General features: G+C 46.9%; 12 protein-coding genes. 10 read left to right on the forward strand and 2 right to left on the reverse strand.

The features are described 5' to 3' along the window. Positions 1-449: 449 nt before the first annotated feature. Positions 450-1226, reverse strand: a complete 777-nt coding sequence (locus tag JGK39_RS10805) for a RibD family protein (RefSeq protein WP_293258832.1) — start codon at positions 1224-1226, stop codon at positions 450-452. Between the two features lie 219 nt (positions 1227-1445). Between JGK39_RS10805 and JGK39_RS10810 the strand changes: the two genes are divergently transcribed. From JGK39_RS10810 to JGK39_RS10850, 9 genes are all read left to right on the forward strand, one after another. Continuing rightward, entirely contained in the window at positions 1446-3476 is a 2031-nt protein-coding gene (locus tag JGK39_RS10810) for a hypothetical protein (RefSeq protein WP_293258816.1), read from the forward strand. Further along, positions 3469-4479, forward strand: coding sequence for a hypothetical protein (locus JGK39_RS10815; RefSeq protein WP_293258818.1), 1011 nt, complete (start codon positions 3469-3471; stop codon positions 4477-4479). Before JGK39_RS10810 ends, JGK39_RS10815 begins: the two co-directional genes overlap by 8 nt. 11 nt (positions 4480-4490) lie before the next feature. Next, positions 4491-6749: a DEAD/DEAH box helicase gene (locus JGK39_RS10820; protein ID WP_293296297.1), complete on the forward strand. Its 2259-nt coding sequence runs from the start codon at positions 4491-4493 to the stop codon at positions 6747-6749. A 45-nt stretch (positions 6750-6794) separates the two neighbouring features. Beyond that, complete coding sequence (locus tag JGK39_RS10825; protein WP_293296299.1) at positions 6795-10166, forward strand: DUF1998 domain-containing protein; 3372 nt, start codon at positions 6795-6797, stop codon at positions 10164-10166. Between the two features lie 428 nt (positions 10167-10594). Then, positions 10595-10966 (forward strand): photosystem I reaction center subunit IV, encoded by a 372-nt coding sequence (locus tag JGK39_RS10830; RefSeq protein WP_293258822.1) that lies wholly within the window; start codon positions 10595-10597, stop codon positions 10964-10966. 2 nt (positions 10967-10968) lie between these two features. Further along, positions 10969-11883: a DNA-formamidopyrimidine glycosylase gene (locus tag JGK39_RS10835; RefSeq protein WP_293258824.1), complete on the forward strand. Its 915-nt coding sequence runs from the start codon at positions 10969-10971 to the stop codon at positions 11881-11883. Between the two features lie 202 nt (positions 11884-12085). Continuing rightward, on the forward strand, positions 12086-12301 hold the full coding sequence (locus JGK39_RS10840) for an NAD(P)H-quinone oxidoreductase subunit O (RefSeq protein ID WP_293258826.1): 216 nt from the start codon (positions 12086-12088) through the stop codon (positions 12299-12301). Between the two features lie 234 nt (positions 12302-12535). Next, entirely contained in the window at positions 12536-13498 is a 963-nt protein-coding gene (mdh, locus tag JGK39_RS10845; protein ID WP_293258828.1) for a malate dehydrogenase, read from the forward strand. An 804-nt stretch (positions 13499-14302) separates the two neighbouring features. Continuing rightward, a complete protein-coding gene (locus JGK39_RS10850; protein ID WP_293296301.1) occupies positions 14303-18865 on the forward strand; it encodes a PAS domain S-box protein in 4563 nt (1520 codons plus the stop codon). A 188-nt stretch (positions 18866-19053) separates the two neighbouring features. Here JGK39_RS10850 and JGK39_RS10855 read toward each other — a convergent pair whose 3' ends face one another. Continuing rightward, a complete protein-coding gene (locus JGK39_RS10855) occupies positions 19054-20055 on the reverse strand; it encodes an aldo/keto reductase (RefSeq protein WP_293256601.1) in 1002 nt (333 codons plus the stop codon). A 6-nt stretch (positions 20056-20061) separates the two neighbouring features. Here JGK39_RS10855 and JGK39_RS10860 point away from each other — a divergent pair, with 6 nt between their 5' ends. After that, complete coding sequence (locus tag JGK39_RS10860; RefSeq protein ID WP_293256598.1) at positions 20062-20280, forward strand: hypothetical protein; 219 nt, start codon at positions 20062-20064, stop codon at positions 20278-20280. Positions 20281-20418: the final 138 nt, after the last annotated feature.

The following is a 20418-nucleotide window of genomic DNA, read 5'->3' on the forward strand; positions in this document are numbered from 1 at the left end:
AATTTTCATAGCTCGCTGTGGCAGCGCTTAAGCTGTCCCCATCACCAGATAGCATCAAATGTGGCTAGTTCTTGCACGAACTTTCATGAAGCTTTTTAAACCCAACGCCGGTACTGCCCCGGTTCGCCACAAAAAAATTATAACACTGGGGATTCATTTAAGTTAATACAATTATTCGATCGCTGGGAAAGCTGAGTGGCAATTGGTGTCAACTGAATCTTGAAAGCTGACAAAATCTCGCTTTTGTCCGAGGCCAGATCCCCCTAAATCCCCCTTAAGAAGGGGGACTTTGATAAGAAGGGGGACTTTGAGCGCGCCTCCGGTTCCCCCGACTATCCGAGGGAGTAGCGGTTGACTTTGAGTACCTCTTGTCCCCCCCGACCTAAGGGGGGCTAGGGGGGATCGGAGGCCTTAATCGTCCAACCCTAGTCTGGGAGCACGTTTTAGCTTCAGTTAGATCGATCGACCCGATAATGCAAAAACACCTCACCTCCCACCTGTTTAACCGCCAAAAGTTCCAATTTCGGCGCTAAATCCGCCAAAAAACCTTTCCCCTCCACAGGAGTCGGTGCATCCGCGCCGCCCAAAATTAACGGACAAACCGTCAGCCAAAGTTCGTCTACCAAGCCCGCAGCCACCACAGACGCGACGAGTTTTCCGCCTCCCAGAATCGCCAACCGTTTGATACCCAAGCTGGCTAGCTGTTGAAACGCATCAATCCAATCAATCTCTCCCTCGATGGTGTTGGCGGTTAAAGTGCGATCGAACTTACCGATTGCATCATTGTCAATAAGCCTTTTATGAACAGGCATCTTGCCTGTTCCACAAGACAATTCATCTATTGTGGAACGGGCATCTTGCCCGTTGCTGACATCTGCATCGTTTCCAGTTAGCAGCCACCGAGGCACCGGTTGCTGGAAAAATCGCAAGTTTGGGTCAAATTGGCGCGATCGCGAACACACAATTTGCACGGGTTGTGGGGGCTTCCCTGCGAGTTCCCGCTGTTTGAGCAATTCCGGCGAAATCACTCGCATCGTCGTTCCATAGGCTTGTAAAGTGCCGTTGCCGAACAAAACGGCATCGTTTGCTGCGACTTGTTGTTCGAGGTGGGCTTTGTCGTTGGCTGAACCGAATCTCGCGGGCGATCGCACTGCATCGGCAATTTTACCGTCGGCACTGATCGCGAGTATTACTGTTGTGTAAGGTCGATCGATCTTATCTGTCATTAATTTATGAAAGTTTCTCGCTCCATCATAGTTTAACTCAGTAACTTCACGCATATAAACCGTATTATTGTTACTTGTACTTAAGTAATAATAGCATCTGAAAATCGCTCTCAAGTTGCGCTTTTGACATAATTAAGTTTATCCATACTCACCTGCTTAACAACTAGGGTTATAATACTTAAAATTACCAATTTCCCTCAAATTATATAAAACATAAAGATGGATTATTTAACCTGGAATAATTCAATAGCATTTCATTTCTTTAAACCAGAAATGGCGGGGAGTACCGTTCACCTGTATGTCACAGAGAAACTAATAACGGATATTGGTCAAGAAAGCGGTGCTGATTTCTCAGATTTTATTGCAGCTATCAAAACGGGGCCTCCTGGGGTGACAAGGCAGGGTTTGTGCGTGAAAGCCTTACAAAGCCGGGATAATTGGCAGCAGCGAGAATTAGACTATCCGCCTTATATCGCTTATTTAGCGCTATTTGTCTTAGCAGCCGGTATTGAAGGAACTTTTGCCGCCCATTCCTACTATCCGCGCTTGCGAACATTACTAGGCGAAGAACCTACTACAGGGCAGTATCCTTCATTTAACCGGATGTCGGAACTATGGGAAGATTTAGAAAAGTGGTCTGATCGAGATAAATCTGGCGAATTGGGTATCTTCAACAGCACCAGTATTGGCAAGAGAAATCACATTGGACTGCCGCTTGCACAAACTCTTCTGACTGAGGAAGAACGGCGCGCCCTCCCTGCTATTTTTGCCGCTGCTGACTTAGATCCTACTTCACCTCCAGCCGAGGAAGCGATCGCGCGTTTGTTAGCCAAACACGGGCGCAAACAACTGCGAAAACGGACGCTGGACTTGTTAAAAGAAACCAGAGACAGCGAAGAACTTCGTCAAGCATTGCTCGAATGGATTATTGATGAATTGCACGATTGGGATGGAACTGCTGAACTTTCAGATAAAAAGCAGATTTACGGAATGTTGAGATTGTGCTGCCAACTCGATTCAACTGCCAAACGCGCTACCCTAAGCTTGCGTTGCAGTACAAAACACGAATTTCCCGAAGACGATTTGTTGTTATTTTTAGAAGATAATTCTCGCTCGTTTTCTTGTTCCGAATATAGCGGCGTTTGGTCTTTACCTTTGATATCTGAGTCAGACGCAAAAACGGTTGCTGCTTCAGAGTTTGATTGGTTGCGAGGTGTAAAAATGCGATCGGCTGACGGTAAATGGTGTTTGAAACTGCCAGCATCGCCCATTCGAGTATTCGTTAGTGGAGATACTGAGGGATTGCCCAATTTCGTCGAAGTGCGGCAGATTCCCACTCAAAAGCCATTTTATTTAGCTGCCCATCAAGAGTGTTTGGAATTGCTGACAATCTGGGGAGAATTGAGCTGTCAAGGCTTTGAAAAGTTGCAGATTTCAGATGGTTTGCCCGGTGAATGGCACTTCTTCAAAGCAGCGGCGGCTTGCAGTGACGACCTAATCAAAGATAAATACCCAATTTTAGCTTTTTCTACTAATTTACGGCTAGAGTTAGATGGAGGAATCCGCCTGGAAAGAGGCAATAAATACTTTAAGTTTGCCCCGCCAAAATTAATTTTACTAGCGGGCAGCGAATCAATCAAAGTATATTGCAACAATCAGCTATTAGATGGCACGAAATCAACAGGTTTTTATGAACTGCCTGCTGATATTCCAGCGGAAACAAAGTTGCTAATTGAAGCACGGAATGGGGAGGATATTATCAGGCGTTGTTCTCTATTATTGATAGAAAACTATTCTTTACCATCCGAAATTTCTGCGCCACAGTTCGATCGCTTCGGGCATCGCCTGACTCGCGCAGATAATGAGAGCGCGGGCGTTGCAGGTGCATTGGTGCGGAACGTTGATTTCCCCGACTTTAACTTCAACACTTTTTTACCAATACAAGGAAAGCAGCGGATTTTATTTGTAGGTAAAGAAGCCGGTCAAATAGCAACTTGGCCAGGGGAATCGCTGCCGACTGATTGGGAGCCTGTTTGGGCTATTTCCAAAGGCAGGCATCGCGGTCAAGTAATGTTCTGCGGCACTAATTTATCCGATTCAGCACCTGCAATATCCAAGTGCAGAAACCGCAAGAAAATGCGGGAGTGGAAAGAAATATTGTGGCACGATCGCAAGAAAATTTCTCCGCCCGATCGACCAGAACTCAAAATTTTATGGAACCATTTTCAACAGGAGGCAAAATATGTTTGAGACGAGCGAGAAACTGCTTTATGTTATTTCGGCACAAGGGAAAGTTTCTTGGGAAAATTTTAAAAAATATTTCGAGCAATTGTCGGGTTTTAAAACAGGTGAGATTGAGGAAAATACAGAGAAAAAATCCCTGAAATATCCGAGATTTGAAACAATGCGCGCCCTGAATTCTTTGGGTCATTGCGACTGGGATTTTAGCGGCGATCGCAGCAAGAGCGAGGTTTATGCAGCTCCGCCTGTATTGGTGCGGTTGCCTTGTGCTGGCTTTCCTCAAGCCATTTTAGCAGGAGCGCGATCGCCCGTTACGATCGCACAATTATCAGAGGCTTGTCAGTCGGTGGGACATCACATCAAGCTGGAAGTCACAGAACAATCCAGTGAATTAGGGCTGATACCGAAGCGAGTGGCCCTGCAAGCTGAGGATGTAGGAGAATTGAGGGCGATCGGCAATTTGCTTAAAATACCTTTTATCGAAACGCCTTCAGCCTGGTCTTTGCTGCATTTTGCCGCCAGTATTGACGATTACTTAGCTACCCTCGAATGGTCTAAAGAACCAGAACTAAACTGGCAAAGCAAAACCTTTGACCCGATTTCTTTACAATTTCAATCCATAAAAGAAACCGATCGCGCCATTCGCCTTAGCCAATACAGTCACCCATCGCGAAACATCAAAGTTTACTATCTTTGGCAAGACGGAATGTGTGCGGAAATAGACCTCGATTGGGGGAGGTACGCTGTTCTAAAAGCACTGCGGCGGAATGTTCTTATCTACGACAAACGCAGATTCACTATGGCAGTACCCGCCAGCGCTAACCTGCCGCGACTTTTAGAAAGAGCCTTAACTCTTTGTTCTGGTTGTGCAGCAAAATATGAAAAAATGCCGCGTGTTCTGCCGCAAATTCAGGGATTCAATTTATTCTCCGCTATTCCCCCTCAAATAGCAGAAATAACCGCAGCTAAATTAGGGCATACACTCTTGCAGCAATCTTTAGATATAACATAGTGAGGTAATTTATGCACGAGCCAATTAACGCTTTTAATACAATTCGCGACAACTTTCTACTTTATGTAAAAACCGCTTTCGGAACTCAATTTCCCGAAATTGAACGAGAACGGGAAAGACTGCTGCGCCAACCCGGTGCATTCCATCAAGAACCCTGGATAGAACCAATGCCGAGCTATCAAAAATCAGGTAAAACCATCCATGATTTAGATGTTTCAAATGTACCGGGATTGGATGAAACTGCCATTCAAAACTTTAAACAACTTGCGTCCTGCGGACTTGTAGGCAATTACGAACTCTACGAACACCAAATCGAAATGCTGCGGCAAGCATTAGCAGGTAACAATGCTGTAGTAACGGCCGGTACAGGTTCGGGAAAAACCGAATCTTTTCTGTTACCTTTGTTTGCTTACCTCGCGCAAGAATCAAGAAATTGGCAGCAGCCTAAAGCCGCACCAGAACACCTTAACGATTGGTGGAAAAATGAAGAATGGCAGAACAAATGCAATCCCTTCGTGAATAAAAGACGCAGTTTTAAGAAATCTTATCGCGTTCCTCAGAGAAGTCACGAACAGCGGGATGCAGCAGTTCGCGCCTTGATTTTATATCCCATGAATGCTTTAGTTGAAGACCAGCTTACCAGGCTGCGCCGCGCTTTAGATTCTCAAGCAGCGCGAGATTGGTTTCAAGATAATAGAAAAGGCAATCGAGTTTATTTTGGCAGGTACAACGGCGTTACTCCCGTACCGGGCCACGAATACACAAAAAATCGCAAACCTAATGGGAAAAAAATAGAAGAATTGCTGGAAAAAATTCAGCAAGTCCAGGAATCTGCCGATCGCGCTAGCGAACACGCCGATCGCACGGGCGATCGAGATGTGAGGTTCTTTTTCCAGCGCCTAGATGGGGCAGAAATGCGCTGCCGCTGGGATATGAAAGATGCCCCGCCAGATATCTTAATCACCAACTATTCTATGCTCAGTATCATGCTGATGCGCGAGCTCGAACGAGATATTTTTGAAAAAACAAAGGAATGGTTAAACAAAGATGGCAGCGTCTTTCATTTAATTGTTGACGAATTGCACTTATATCGCGGTACTTCTGGGACAGAAGTTGCTTATTTTCTGCGACTTTTGCTGCAACGTTTGGGGCTGCATCCCGGTCATCCAAAATTGCGGATTCTTGCTTCTAGTGCATCTTTGGAACCAGACGATCCAAAAAGCTTAGAATTTTTGAATCAATTCTTTGGTGCCGGATGGAATTCCCAACAGATTATACCGGGTCATTTAGAACAAATTCCACCAATTGAAGGTCAAGAATTTCTGGAGAGCGAACCGTTTATCGCCTTGGCAGCAGTACCAGAAATTAACAATGCAGAAACGTTGCAGTCAACGGCTGCATACAGTGCTTGCCGCCAAATTGTGGAATCTGAAACCGCGCAAGTTGGCGCTAGAATGGTCAATGCTTGTAAAGTTGACGGCAAAGTTCGCGCAGTGGCGATCGCAAATTTTGCTAAACAGATTTTCGGCAATGACTTACCCGATGAAAACCTCAAACTTGCAGTAACAGGACTTCTAGCCACTCGCGGTTTATCGAACCAAACATCTTTGCCATCTTTCCGGCTGCACTGGTTTTTCAGGAATATTGAGGGGCTTTGGGCTTGCACTAAACCGAATCACGGGTGCGAAGAAAATGAAATTAGTAAAAATCGATTAGTTGGCAAACTATTTGTCGAAAATCCTCCCATACTTTACGACGAGTACCGAGTTTTAAAACTTCTTTATTGCGAACAGTGCAGAACTGTATTTTTTGGGGGAAACAGGCTGACAAAGAAGCTTAATGACGGATGGGAACTTTTGCCTACCGAACCAGATATTGAGGGAATTCCTGACAGAAAATCTGGACAATTTATTGAGCAGATGACTTACAAAGAATTTGCTATATTTTGGCCGTCCAGAAAAATCGATGAATATTCAGAGGGTTGGGGACAGTCTAAGAAAGCAGAGTCAGGTCGCTGGCACAAGGCATCGCTAAATACTCGCAGCGGTATAGTTCGTTTGGGAAATCCAGATTCATCTGATGAATTGACAGTAGAAGGTTATATTTTTTATCGACCGAACCTGCTACCAGGAAATGATGAAAAAGTTAAAGCCTTGCCTTCAGTTTGTGCTTGCTGCGGTGCTGACTATAGTAAGAAACTGTATCGAAAATCTTCCATTCGCGACTTCAGAACAGGTTTTTCTAAAGTGAGTCAAGTTCTGTCTAAATAACTTTTTTATCAGTTACCTGACAAGCAAAATTCTCGAAAATTGGTAGTGTTTTCTGACAGTCGCGAGGATGCCGCTTCAATATCAAATGGAATTGAAAGGACGCACTATAGTGACTTAGTGCGCGAGGCGATTTTTGATGAATTGAAACAAGAGGCGATCGCCCGTCCTATTCTACTTCAAAATCTCCAAGAGCACGACTTGCCTACCTGTACCGAAGTTATTGAATTTGCCCAGCATCACCCAAACGCTGTTGACCAGATACAAAAAGCAATTAAAGATGCTAATAGGCTATTGCCACAAGGTCTCGGTTCTGAAGATTTAGAACCGTTACAAAATCGAATAAATACTGCCCAGAAGCTACTCAGTGAAATTAAAAAAATAGGCAATACCCGGACAGTTCCTCTCAGAATGCTATTTGAAGGTCTTGAAAAGCCGCAAGACCCAGGACTTCTGATCCAGCGATTGATAAAGTTAGGCGTTAACCCTGCCGGTAACGATGTTCTTTACCAAGAATTTTCCTATGAGGGAAAGTACCACCATTGGACAAAAATATTTGACTTTGCAACCGCCGGGTGGAAACCAGACTTGTGCGCTGAAGCACAAACAAGGCGAGACACGACACTTCGAGAAAAAGTAAAATCAGAGGTCTGCGACACACTTTTTAGTCGCCTCTACTTTGGGATTGAAGCATCGGGATTGGGTTATATTCGCCTGAATTTACTCCCAAATCAATTAGAACAGCTAGCCATTCAATGCGGAGTTTCAAGCTCAGTATTTGAGAGTATTTGCGATGGCGTATTGCGAATCTTAGGTGATTTTTACAGATATCCAAGAAAACCTCAAGATTATCCGCTGGATGACTGGAAAGACTGGGGTGATGCGCGAGCAAATTTGCGGAATTATATTAAAAAGTGTGCCGAAAATTGCGGAATTTCCGAACAGGAATTGAAGCCCGCATTATGGTCAGCTATTTGCACGCAGGGTCAACACCACCACTTAATACTGAATCCCCGGCATTTATCTGTACGAGTTGCTGTGTCCGATGACCCCGTGTGGCAGTGCGGGTTTTGCCAGCGCCATCACCTGCACCGCGCCGGAGGTGTTTGTACTAATTGTTTGGCACATTTACCAGCGAAACCTAATAGAAAATGCGGGGATTTGTACGATCGCAATTATTTCGCCACCCAAGCTGTAAATAAGCGTCAACCGTTGCGGTTGCACTGCGAAGAGTTGACCGGCCAAACTGACGATCAGGCTGAGAGACAGCGACATTTCCGCAACATCATCGTGAATTTTGGCGAACAAGACAGAGATTTTATCCCAGTAGTAGATACGATCGATATCTTGAGCGTCACAACCACAATGGAGGTGGGAATTGATATTGGCAGTTTAATGGCTGTGGTGATGGCAAATATGCCGCCGATGCGCTTTAATTACCAGCAGCGTGCGGGTCGCGGAGGTCGCCGGGGTCAGGCTTTTGCTATTGTACTTACTCTCTGTCGCGGTCGATCGCACGATGAATTTTATTACCGACATCCTGAAAAAATTACGGGCGATCCGCCGCCGGTTCCTTTTCTTGCTATGTCACAGGTTGAGATGGCCCAGCGCCTCCTAACCAAAGAATGTTTGAGACGTGCATTTATTGCTGCTGGTGTCAACTGCTGGGAGGTGGAAAAAAAGCCAGACAGTCACGGTGAATTTGGCACAGTTCAAAATTGGAAGGAAACGGAAGAACGGCGCGAACAAGTTCGCCGCTGGTTGGGAACTTCTTGTGATGTAACTGAGGTAATCAATTCTCTGCTAGTCGGCGTTGCAGGTATCGATCGCGATCACTTGGAAAAATACGCGCGTCAGGATTTGTTTGATAAAATTAATGAGTGCGCCAATAACTTAGAATTGACTGGAGATGGACTGGCAGAACGCCTCGCTGAGGGCGGGATTTTGCCGATGTACGGGATGCCTTCAAGAGTGCGCGATTTGTACCATCACGAACCGTCTAGAAAACAGAAAGTTTCTACTATCGATCGAGATTTGGATTTAGCAGTCGCGGAATTTGCACCAGGTTCCGAAAAAACCAAAGACAAGCGAATTTATACCGCGATCGGGTTTACAGCACCGTTAATTTCAGACGGTAAACACGGGTTAGTTCCTGCGGGCGAACCTGTGAGCGATCGCAAATGGATGTTGAGGTGTCAGCGCTGCCAACATACGGCAACCTCTAATACAAAGTTTGAAGATACAATCTGTCCGAAATGCGCGGCAACTGAGGAACAGGGATTTCGAGTTTTTCAGTGGGCTGTCCCTTTAGCTTTCCGTACCAGCATCAATCCTGGGGCTGACGCTAAAGAGGAATACGATGCGTTAATTACAGGTGCAGGCAGCGTCGCCGAGGCCCAACCTCAAGATTTTAACTTAGTAAATAACACGAATACTCAGATAGCTTTCTCAGAGTCCGGCCGCGTTTTCCGCGTCAATGACAATCGAGGACAGCTATTCAAAGGAGCGATCGGAAATGCCACATTTGGACGCGGTGACAAACTATTACCCGATCAGTGGATTGATGAGCGATTCCAGAATAAGCCTGACGGGGTGAGGTTTAAACCGCAGGGCGAGTCAGAGGCGATCGCTATAATTGCCCCAAAAACCACTGGCGTACTGCGAATTAAGCCAGTTACTGTACCTGATGGATTGTGCCTCGATCCTATTGCACCCGGTTCTGCTGTCAAAGCTGCTTTCTACTCCGCCGCTTTCACGGTTCGTGCTGTAGCGGCACAGGAGTTAGACATCGATCCGGAAGAATTAGATATCAGCGGTTTGCGACAGGTTGAATTAGAGGATAAAAAAGTAGGAGAAATTGTCATTAGCGATCGGCTTGCTAACGGTTCTGGCTTCACCGACTGGTTAGCCCATCGCTGGGAAGATATCCTTACAGACAAAATTCTGAATTCTCAAAATAGCTTTGCTGAGGCAATTATGTCACCCGAACACCGCGACAAATGCGACTCTTCTTGTTACGATTGCTTGCAGCAGTACCGCAATATGAACTATCACGGTTTGCTGGATTGGCGTTTGGGAATTTCTTTGCTGAGAGCCTTAGCCGACAGCAATTTTCAATGCGGGCTCGATGGAGATTTTTCTATTCCAGACTTAGAAAATTGGCTGCTGAATGCAACTGCTTTGCGCGATATATTTTGTGCTTCGTTTAATTGTTCTGGGGAACAGTTCGGCGCTTTACCGGGTTTTGCAGTGGGCGATAAAACCGTTATTATCGTTCATCCTTTGTGGGACGTAGATAACCCTCAAGGCTTATTGCATGAAGCGATTGCTACAGTAGAAGCGCCCGATCGAGTTCGATACCTAGATACCTTCAATCTCCTGCGCCGTCCGAGTTGGTGCTATCAATCGCTAGATGATTAGATGGAGGATTCAAACATTAACACACTAGATGGTGGATAACTTGACTGAATGAGGATTTACGCAACCTTCTCGTGCAGAGCCGTGGCAATTCCAAGAGCGCTTGGGGCCGGAGCGGCCTGCTGGGGGATTGCCACGGCTCTGCCTAAATCCTATTAATGCACTATGTAGGCGCTCCGGCCCGCTCTCCTATTTGTAAAGTTTTTTATAGATCCGATCGCACTGCTTGTATTTAACGGATAATATCTGTTTATTTATTTTTCCCCTCCAGCGATCGCCCTCAAAACAACTTTACTTTTCTTTACAAACCAACAACCAAAAGACGGCGCCGAACACAATAATTTCGTTACAGACTTTAAATGCGACGCGCGATCGACTAAAGTAAAAAAAATGGCTTTATCCGTTTATTCATCGCAAAGGAAACAAAGCTCATGGTTCAACGCGGTTCGACAGTCCGGATTCTCCGCAAAGAATCCTACTGGTATCAAGAAGTGGGCACCGTTGCTACGGTAGACCAAAGCGGCATTAAATACCCAGTTATCGTTCGCTTTAGCAGCGTCAATTATGCCGGCGTCAACACCAACAACTTCGCCCAAAGCGAATTAGTCGAAGTCGCTGGCCCCAAAGCAAAAGCATCGACCACAGCCTCCGGTGGCAAGCAAACGACGATCAACGAGAAAACTCGGAAAACCGGCAGCGGAGCAGCCCCCAACCAGCCCAAAACTTCGACCGGCAGCAAGCCCGGTGCGGAAGTTGCCGGCAGCGTCGAAGGTGCACCAAATCAAGGAACAGAGCAACGCTAATTGTGCCAGAACTGCCAGAAGTAGAAACTATTTGCCGGGGTTTGAACCAACTTACCCTCGATCGCGAAATATTGGGCGGAGACGTGCTGTTACATAGCTCGATCGCCCGCTCAATCTCTGCAACCGATTTTTTGACAAAACTCAAAGGAAAGTCGATCGAACGGTGGTACAGGCGCGGCAAATACCTCCTGGCAGAACTATCGCAATTGACAGAAGCAGAAAGGGAAACGGACAAAGTTGGGAATTTTCCAACCCAAAATCCCAGTTCTTCCCTTCTGCCTTCCAAAGCCGGCTGGTTGGGCGTTCACCTGCGGATGACCGGTCAACTGCTGTGGGTAAACGAATCCGAACCCCTGCCAAAACACGCGCGAGTCCGCCTGTTCTTTGCAGGAAACCAAGAATTACGCTTTGTAGACCAACGCACCTTCGGTCAAATGTGGTACGTCCCCGCAGAAACCGAGGTTTCCAGTACAGTCACCGGCCTGAAACTCCTAGGCCCGGAACCGTTTTCCGACGAATTTACCACAGAATATTTGGCAGCCAAGCTGCACAGACGGGCGCGACCAATTAAAACAGCATTGCTAGACCAGTCACTGGTAGCGGGTTTGGGGAATATCTACGCTGACGAAACTTTGTTTTTGTCGGGAGTGATGCCGACAACTCTGTGCGCCGATTTGACAAGAGAGCAAATCGATCGCATTCATACAGCTATTATTCAAGTTTTACAGCGGGCGATCGCCTCCGGCGGCACCACCTTCAGCAATTTTCTCAACGTCCAAGGCGTCAACGGCAACTACGGCGGCGTTGCTTGGGTGTACAATCGGGCCGGTCAACCCTGCCGCACTTGCTCGACAACCATCGAACGGATAAAATTAGCAGGGCGATCGACTCATTTTTGCCCCGCCTGTCAGAAATAACCAATTCCGCAACGGATTTTGTACCAGATTTCACGGATCTACCAAATCTCAGCTTCCGACTCTTCAGTCTGCGGAGGCAGACATCGTTTGTGTAGGGGCGGTTTCAACCGCCGACTCAATCAACCGCCGACTCTTTTAACTGGTATTAAAGCCAAATCGGCATTAAAATTTGTATACTTTTATAAACGAAACAGAGCAAATTATGGCAATCAAAAAAGGTAGCACAGTCCGCGCAATTCGCGAGAAACTGGAAAACAGCCTCGAAGCCCAAGCCAGCGATCGGCGCTTTTCCTCCTATCTATTTGAAACCAAAGGCGAAGTGATGGATGTTCGCGGCGACTACGCCTTTGTCAAATTCGGCAAAGTCCCCACCCCGAATATTTGGCTGCGCGTAGACCAACTCGAAGATTTTAAGTAAACTCACTGACACAAAACATCACAATCAGTCGTGGATGTAACTAACACTATTTCTGATAGTTGCTAACTTTTAGGTACGTTGTTGCGCTTGGGCGCGCTCTTTCATATATATATAAGAGCGCCCAAGTGCAACAACATACCTGAGCGAAGGTAACGTAGATTACATACAGTGCACCCGATCGCAATTAAGCTCATTATTAAAATCTAAAATCTTAAATTTCGCATCTAAAATCCCATGAATCCCCCATCAACCCGCGTTTCAATTATTGGTGCAGGCAAAGTCGGTAGCACCTTAGCCCAACGAATTGCCGAGAAAAATCTAGCAGATGTAGTATTGCTAGATATCGTCGAAGGTTGGCCGCAGGGGGTTGCTTTGGACTTGATGCAAGCCCGGGGAGTCGAACGCCACGATCGCCAAATTGTCGGTACAAATGATTATATAGATACAGCTAACTCAAATATCATCGTCATTGCCGCCGGAATTCCGCGCAAACCCGGTATCAATCGCGAAGATTTAATTAAAATCAATGCTCGAATTGTTACTGAAGCTGCAAAAGGGGCGATCGCCCATTCCCCCGAAGCAATCTTAATTGTCATCACAAATCCCCTAGATATTATGACATATCTAGCCTGGGAAGCTGTGGATTTGCCAAAACACCGAGTTATGGGGATGGGGGGAATTCTCGACTCCGCCCGCTTTCAAACTTTTATTGCAATGGAATTGGGAGTTTCCATTGGTGAAGTCTGTGCGACAGTCATCGGTTCCCACGGCGATTTAATGGTTCCTTTGCCGCGCTATTCCACTGTTAACGGCATTCCTATCGATCGACTTATGGATGCTGGGGCGATCGATCGCATCGTACAGCGGACTCGCCACGGCGGCGCCGAAATAGTAGGATTGATGAAGACGGCTAGTGCTTATTTTGCACCCGCATCTTCCGCCTGTTTAATGGTAGAATCAATTTTACTCAATCAGTCGCGACTGTTGCCTTGCTCAGTGTATTTGGACGGTCAATACGGCGTGCAAGATATCTTTTTAGGTGTTCCCTGCCGCTTGGGATATCAGGGAGTAGAACAGGTTGTCGAACTCGAACTCAGCGATACAGAGAAAGCTGCTTTAATCGAATCAGGAAAAGTGGTTTTACAAAATATTGAAGAAGCAAGGAGGATAGTGAAAACTCCTGATGCAAGCAAGTAATCGCTAGTAAGCTGTTGTGCTTTTAAATTAGATATTCGGGACGCAGATCAAAGCAACGTCCCACAATAATTTTATTGATTTTTGAGACAAAGTTTAAATACAGAATAGCTTAAATATAAAGTACCACAAACTCCCGGCGATCGCAAGACTGGGCGGCTACAATCCGTGCCAACGCTCTATCTTGAAATACATCTGCCTTGAAGAGCCTGATATCTGCATTGTTTATTTGGGCGACAGCTTAGGACTAATCAATCGATAATTAGTGAAAACGATAGAAAAGGCGATCGGCTCAATTTAAACAAATTTTAATAGAGGTACTCTCAACAGGATATTCGATCGCAAAACTAAGGCAAACATCGAGGGAGTTTGCGATAATAATAAAAAAGTGACAATTGCCACCGCAGGCGATCGAAAAAAAATGTCAAAATTAGTCAGGACTCTGGGGGCACTCCCGCGAAGAAACCGGGTTTCTGTTTGCCGTTTGGGAGTTTTCCTTACTTAATGACCTTAATAAACCGGCTTCATGCGTATATTTACTGAGTACAATTATCAATTATTGAGAAATAATGCAGTAATCAATCATACCTCCGCCGCCGTCCCAGTAAATATACTGGGTCAAGAGACTCGCTTTACTTAGGAATCTAGAAAAAGTACGGAAATTCAGTGCCAATAGCTGCTAAGTGGAAGGAGCAATCAGAAAATATGTCCTTTGTCTTTTGAATTTACCAGGCTCAACTTGCAGAGCGCTATGGGGATGCTATATACCTCGATACCAAACCGCAAAATAACTAAAAAAATAGCATTATGTTTCATGAATACCTGTATCAAGAAGTAACCGACTTGCGCCAAAAGCTAGCTCACCTAGAAAGAGAAATGCAGTCTCAAACTTGGTTCAAAAAGTTGCAAGCGCTGATGGGAGTGATTGGCAAAATTCGCCAATCCCTAGACTTAGAAACAATATTCAAAATCACAGCCACCGAAGTCAGGCAACTCCTAAATGCCGATCGAGTCGCCGTCTACCGCTTCATCCCCGAATCCGAGTGGAACGAGGGCGAAGTAGTCTCAGAAGACGTGCTTCCCCAATTCAGCCCCTCCCTGGGTGCAAAAGTTCACGATCACTGCTTCGGCGAACAATTTGCCGCCAACTACGCCAAAGGTTACGTTCAAGCAGTCAGCGACATCTACAAAGCCCGGTTGAGTCCCTGTCACCTCAGAATCCTCAAGCGATTTCAAATCCGAGCAAACTTAGTCGTACCCCTGCTGCAAGGACAACATTTATGGGGATTGCTGTGCATTCATCAGTGCGGTCAACCCCGCGATTGGCAGGAAGACGAAATCGAATTTGCCAAACAAGTAGGAGAACATTTAGCAGTTGCAATTTATCAGGCCGAATTGCACTCGCAAACCCAGAAACAATTAGCAGAAATCGCATCGGCGCAGCAGAAACTCCGCGACAGCGAGCAAAAATATCACCAAATTCTCGATTCGATCGCCGATATGGTATTGGTCAAAGGCCCCGAATCGAAAATCGTCTGGGCAAATCAAGCATTCCGCGACTATTACGGCATGACTGAAGAGGAACTGCAAGGCATCGTAGACGCACCTTTTTCCGAGTCCGACAATATTCGACCGTACATCAAAGATGACGCTTTCGTATTTGAAACCGGACAGACTCTGCAAATTCCCGAAGAACCGGCGACGCGGCACGACTCAGAAGTGCGGCTGTTTAGCACAGTCAAAACACCCATCCGCAACCAAGAGGGCAAAGTTGTCATGACTGTCGGCGTCTCCCGGGACATGACGGAACGCAAAGCAGCAGAAGAAGCCGTCAAAGCCAGCGAAGCCCAATACCGCCGCCTGGTAGAAACCTCCCAAGATATGATTTGGTCGGTGGATGCCGAGGGGCGCTTCACCTTCGTCAACCCAGCAGTTAAGTATATCTACGGTTACGAACCAGCAGAAATGCTCGGTAGGGCCTTCTCGGACTTGATGACACCAGAACAAATGCAGGAAGATTTAGCAGTTTTCGCCCGCCTGCTTGATGGAGAATCAATTTTCCAGCACGAAAGCACCCACATCGCCAAAGACGGCAGCATCAAACATTTGATGTTCAACGCTATCGCCCTGTACGACGAAAACGGAAATGCGATCGGTACCACTGGTACAGCCACCGACATTACTGCTCGCAAACGGGCAGAAGAAGCATTGCAGCGGGCCAATGCAGAACTGGAAACCAGAGTAGAAGAACGCACCGCCGAACTGCGGCACACCTTGGCTGCCCTCACTGCTAGCGAAGCCAAATTCCAGACGATCGCCGCCACCATCCCCGGTGCTCTGTTTCAATTTTGCAGCCGCGAGGGAGTGTGGAGTTTTGACTATATGAGCGATCGCATTTTCGATATCACCGGCATCACAGCAGCAGCAGCAGTCATCGGAGATCTAAATACATTCACGAACCGCGTCCACCCCGATGACTTGGAAAGCTACATCGCCTCCATCAAGGAAGCCGTAGAAAATATCTCCCTGTGGCACTACGAAGGGCGGTTAGTCAAGCCCGACGGTGAGATTCGCTGGTGGCAGGGCGACTCTATGCCCACCCGCAGCGAAAACGGCGAAACCGTATTTTGTGGCGTCCTCCTAGACATTACCGATCGCAAAGTGGCCGAAACCGCCATCCGCGAAAGCCAGCGGCAGCTTCAAGAAGCCCAGAGACTCGCCCACGTGGGCAATTGGGAACTCGACGCAATCACCGAAACCGTCACTTGGTCCGAAGAACTTTTCCGCATCTTCGGGCTAGAACCAGCGGCCGTTGCGCCCACCAGAGAAGAGCAAGTGGCTCTAATCCATCCAGAAGATTTGGAATTGTGGGGAACCGAAGTACAGCGGGGAGTTGAAGCAGGTACTCCCTTTGATTTTGACTTCCGCATTTACCGTCCCGACGGCACCCTGCGGCACCTCAACGCACTGGGCCGCGCCGAAACCGATGCCAGCGGCAAGGTGCTAAAATTGTTCGGCACAGCCCTTGACATTACCGATCGCAAAGCCGCTGAAGCAGCGCTGCGGCAAGCAGCAGCCGAGTTGGAAGACAGAGTGAGCGATCGCACCGCCGAACTTTCCCAAGCCGTCACTCAGTTAGAACAAGAAATTGGCGATCGAAAACTTGCAGAAGCAGCGCTGCAAGTTTCCGAGCAAAACCTGCGAACTATCTTTAACAATGTCTACGATGCTATCTTCATTCAAGACCTAGAAGGCAACATTCTTGATGTCAACGATCGAATGTTAGAAATGTACGGAGTTAGTCGGGAACAAGCAATCAAATCATCAATTACAAAGGATTATTCAAGCGATGACAATCCTATTCAACTAATGAGAGAACTTTGGGAAAAAGTATTATCAGGCGAAAGCACCCGTATCGAATGGAAATCTAGGCGACCCAACGATCGTTCAACCTTTGATGCAGAAATTGCTGTGTCAAGAATTCATCTCAACGGCAATCTGGGCATCATTGCCAACGTGCGAGATATTAGCGATCGAAAACTTGCAGAAGCCGAACTGCAAAGCGCTCAAAAGTTTATGGAATCAGTCCTCAACACCATACCCGTAGGAGTAGTTGCCAAGGAAGCCCAAGAATTGCGGTTTGTACTCTGGAACCCCGCTGCCGAAGATTTGCTCGGTTTCCGTGCAGCAGAAGTTATCGGCAAAAATGATTACGACTTTTTCCCCACAGAACAAGCTGATGTTTTCACCGCCAAAGACAGGGAAGTGCTCAACAGCGGGCAAATTGTAGAAATCGCCGAAGAAGATATTCAAACAGGCCAAGGAGAATCGCGGATATTTCACACCAAGAAAACAGCAATACTCGGTGCTGATGGCACACCGCAATATCTATTAGCTGTCACTGAAGATATTACCGATCGCAAATTAGCAGAAATTGCCTTGACGCGATCGTCAGCCCAACTCAAACAGCAAGCCGATCGAGAAAAACTAATCAACAGTCTCACCGCTCAAATCCGCAATTCCCTCGACTTCGACAGCATCGTCACAGTCGCAGTTAAGGAAATTCGCGCTTTCCTGAAGATCGATCGCTGCAACTTTGCCTGGTATCGCGAAGACGGGGAGGAGCCTTTCTGGGAAATTATTAAAGAATCTCGCCACCCCCAACTTCCCGATTTAACAGGTCCCTATCGGGCTTCAGATTTTGGCCCCGTTGGAGAACAAATATTGCATATGGAAATAGTGCGGCTGGATGATGTCGAAACAGTCGCAGATCCTGCTTGGAAACAAACCATTCGAGGGATGGGCTACCAATCTGTATTAGCCATCCCCATGCAGGCACTTTCCGGAGTAATGAGCGCAATTACCTGCTGCAACAGCAATTCTGTGCGGCCCTGGAGCGACAGCGAAGTCGAATTGTTGCAAGCGATTACAGTTCAATTGGCGATCGCCCTCAACCAAGCCGATCTCTACGCCCAAACTCGCAATAAAGCTCGCGAATTAGAGCAAACCTTGCAGCAATTAACCAGCGCTCAATCGCAGTTAATTCAAAGCGAAAAAATGTCATCTCTCGGTCAACTCGTCGCAGGAGTCGCCCACGAAATCAACAACCCAGTTAACTTTATTTACGGCAATCTCAGCCACGCCAACGAATATACTCAAGACTTGCTGCACCTGATCGAACTTTACCAAAACCACTATCCCGAACCCGTCCCGGAAATTATAGAGGAAGTCGAAGCGATTGAACTCGAATTTCTGATGGATGACTTGCCGAAACTGTTGACCTCAATGAAAGTCGGTGCCGACAGAATTCAGCAAATCGTGGCATCTCTCCGCACCTTCTCCCGCATGGACGAAGCAGAAATGAAAGCAGTCAACATTCACGAGGGAATAGATAGCACTCTGATGATTTTGCAGCACAGGCTCAAAGCCAAACACAATCATCCAGAGATTCAAGTGATTAAAGAATACGCTCAATTGCCCTTAGTAGAATGTTATGCCGGACAGTTAAATCAAGTATTTATGAACATCTTGAGCAATGCTTTGGATGCTTTGGAAGAACGGGATCTGCGCCGTTCTGCCGATCAAATGCGGGAAAATCCCAGCCTGATTCGCATCTGGACCCAAATGCCAAAACCAGAGCGAGTGCTCATTCGGATTTCTGACAACGGGCCGGGAATACCGGAGACTGTCGGCACTCGACTTTTTGACCCATTTTTTACCACTAAACCTGTGGGAAAAGGCACTGGGATGGGCTTGTCAATTAGCTATCAAATTGTTACAGACAGACACAACGGCTCGCTGAAATGCACTTCTGCGCCGGGACAGGGTGCAGAATTTGCGATCGAGATTCCGCTCAAAGCTAATTGCTAATCGGATGTCCGGTCAATTACCCGCAATCTGCAACGGTTCGATCGTTCGGACTTCAGTCCTCAGAAAGAAGGACTGAAGTCCGAACGATCGAACCAATTTTATAGTTGTCGATCGAGCTGGACATGATATAATAATTGCTTACTGAACTTGCTCTTGGGGCGATTTCTGATGCGGCGAATGAATGAAGCCTATGCACTTTCACTATCGAGCATTTTCATCTGATGTTCGTCGTAGCGCGTGCCAGCGATCGCAGATGGAGAAATCACCGCTTCAATCTGAGCCAAATCTTCTGACGATAAGTTCACCTCAACCGCTGCCAAAGATTCCGACAATTGAGTGCGTTTGCGAGCACCAATTACTGGTACAATTTTTGTACTTTTGGCAAGTACCCAAGCAATAGCAATTTGGGTCGGGCTAACATTTTTAGCCGCAGCAATTTGCTTGAGTTGTTCAACTAAACGCTGGTTCAGAACCAGGTTTTCACCGCTGAATCGGGGCAAGAAGGCACGGAAATCATTGGGTGCGGTGGGGATTGAACCGCTGAGCAATCCCCGCGAGAGAACGCCATAGGCTGTCACCCCGATGCCAAGTTCTTCAAGCACCGGAAAGATTTCAGTTTCAGGGCCGCGGCTAATCAGAGAATACTCGATCTGAAGGTCACAAATCGGATGAACTGCATGGGCGCGACGAATTGTTTCTGCACCTACCTCCGACAATCCGATATGGCGGACGTAGCCTGCTTTTACCAGATCGGCGATCGCGCCAATGGTATCCTCGATCGGCACATTGGGATCGAGTCGCGCCAGACGGTAGATGTCAATATGCTCGACTCCCAGGCGATTCAGGCTATAGGCTGCAAAGTTTTTCACCGATTCGGGTCGTCCATCTACACCAGTCCAGCCGCCATCAGGCGATCGCAAAGCACCGAATTTGACAGACAGCATAGCGCGATCGCGACGGTCTTTGAGCGCCCGACCAATCAGCATCTCGTTGTGCCCAGATTTATAAAAGTCGCCTGTATCTAATAATGTGATACCGCGATCGATCGCAGCACGGATCGTAGCAATGCTTTCATCATCATCCGATGCACCGTATAGCCCAGACATCCCCATACATCCGAGGGCTAACGGGAAAACGGTTGGGCCTCTGTAGCCAAGTTGACGGGGTTGGATGGCATTTTTAGTTGTCATTGTTTTATGGTTTTTTGGTTGAGTATTTTGCGTTTGCTGGCATCCAATCCTTCACAATCAGTAAGGACTAGCGGTGGGGCGGACAATTATCTCGCTGACACCGACATCATCGGGTTGCTCGATCGCAAATATAATCGATCGGGCGATCGCATCTGCCGGGATACAGATTCTTCGGAATTCTTTCATCCCTATTCTGGCATTTTCATCACTGATGCGATCGGGTAATTCCGATTCCTTGAATACAGCCGATTATTTGGTGCGCCTCCGTCTCGCGATATTGCTCTGCCCAAAAGTAGTTAAGAAGCTCGATGATATAACGAAAGTCTTTCATTCGATTGCTATTTTAAAGGTGGTATTGAACAC

It is taken from the genome of Microcoleus sp. PH2017_12_PCY_D_A, from assembly GCF_020738565.1.
Lineage (GTDB): Bacteria > Cyanobacteriota > Cyanobacteriia > Cyanobacteriales > Microcoleaceae > Microcoleus.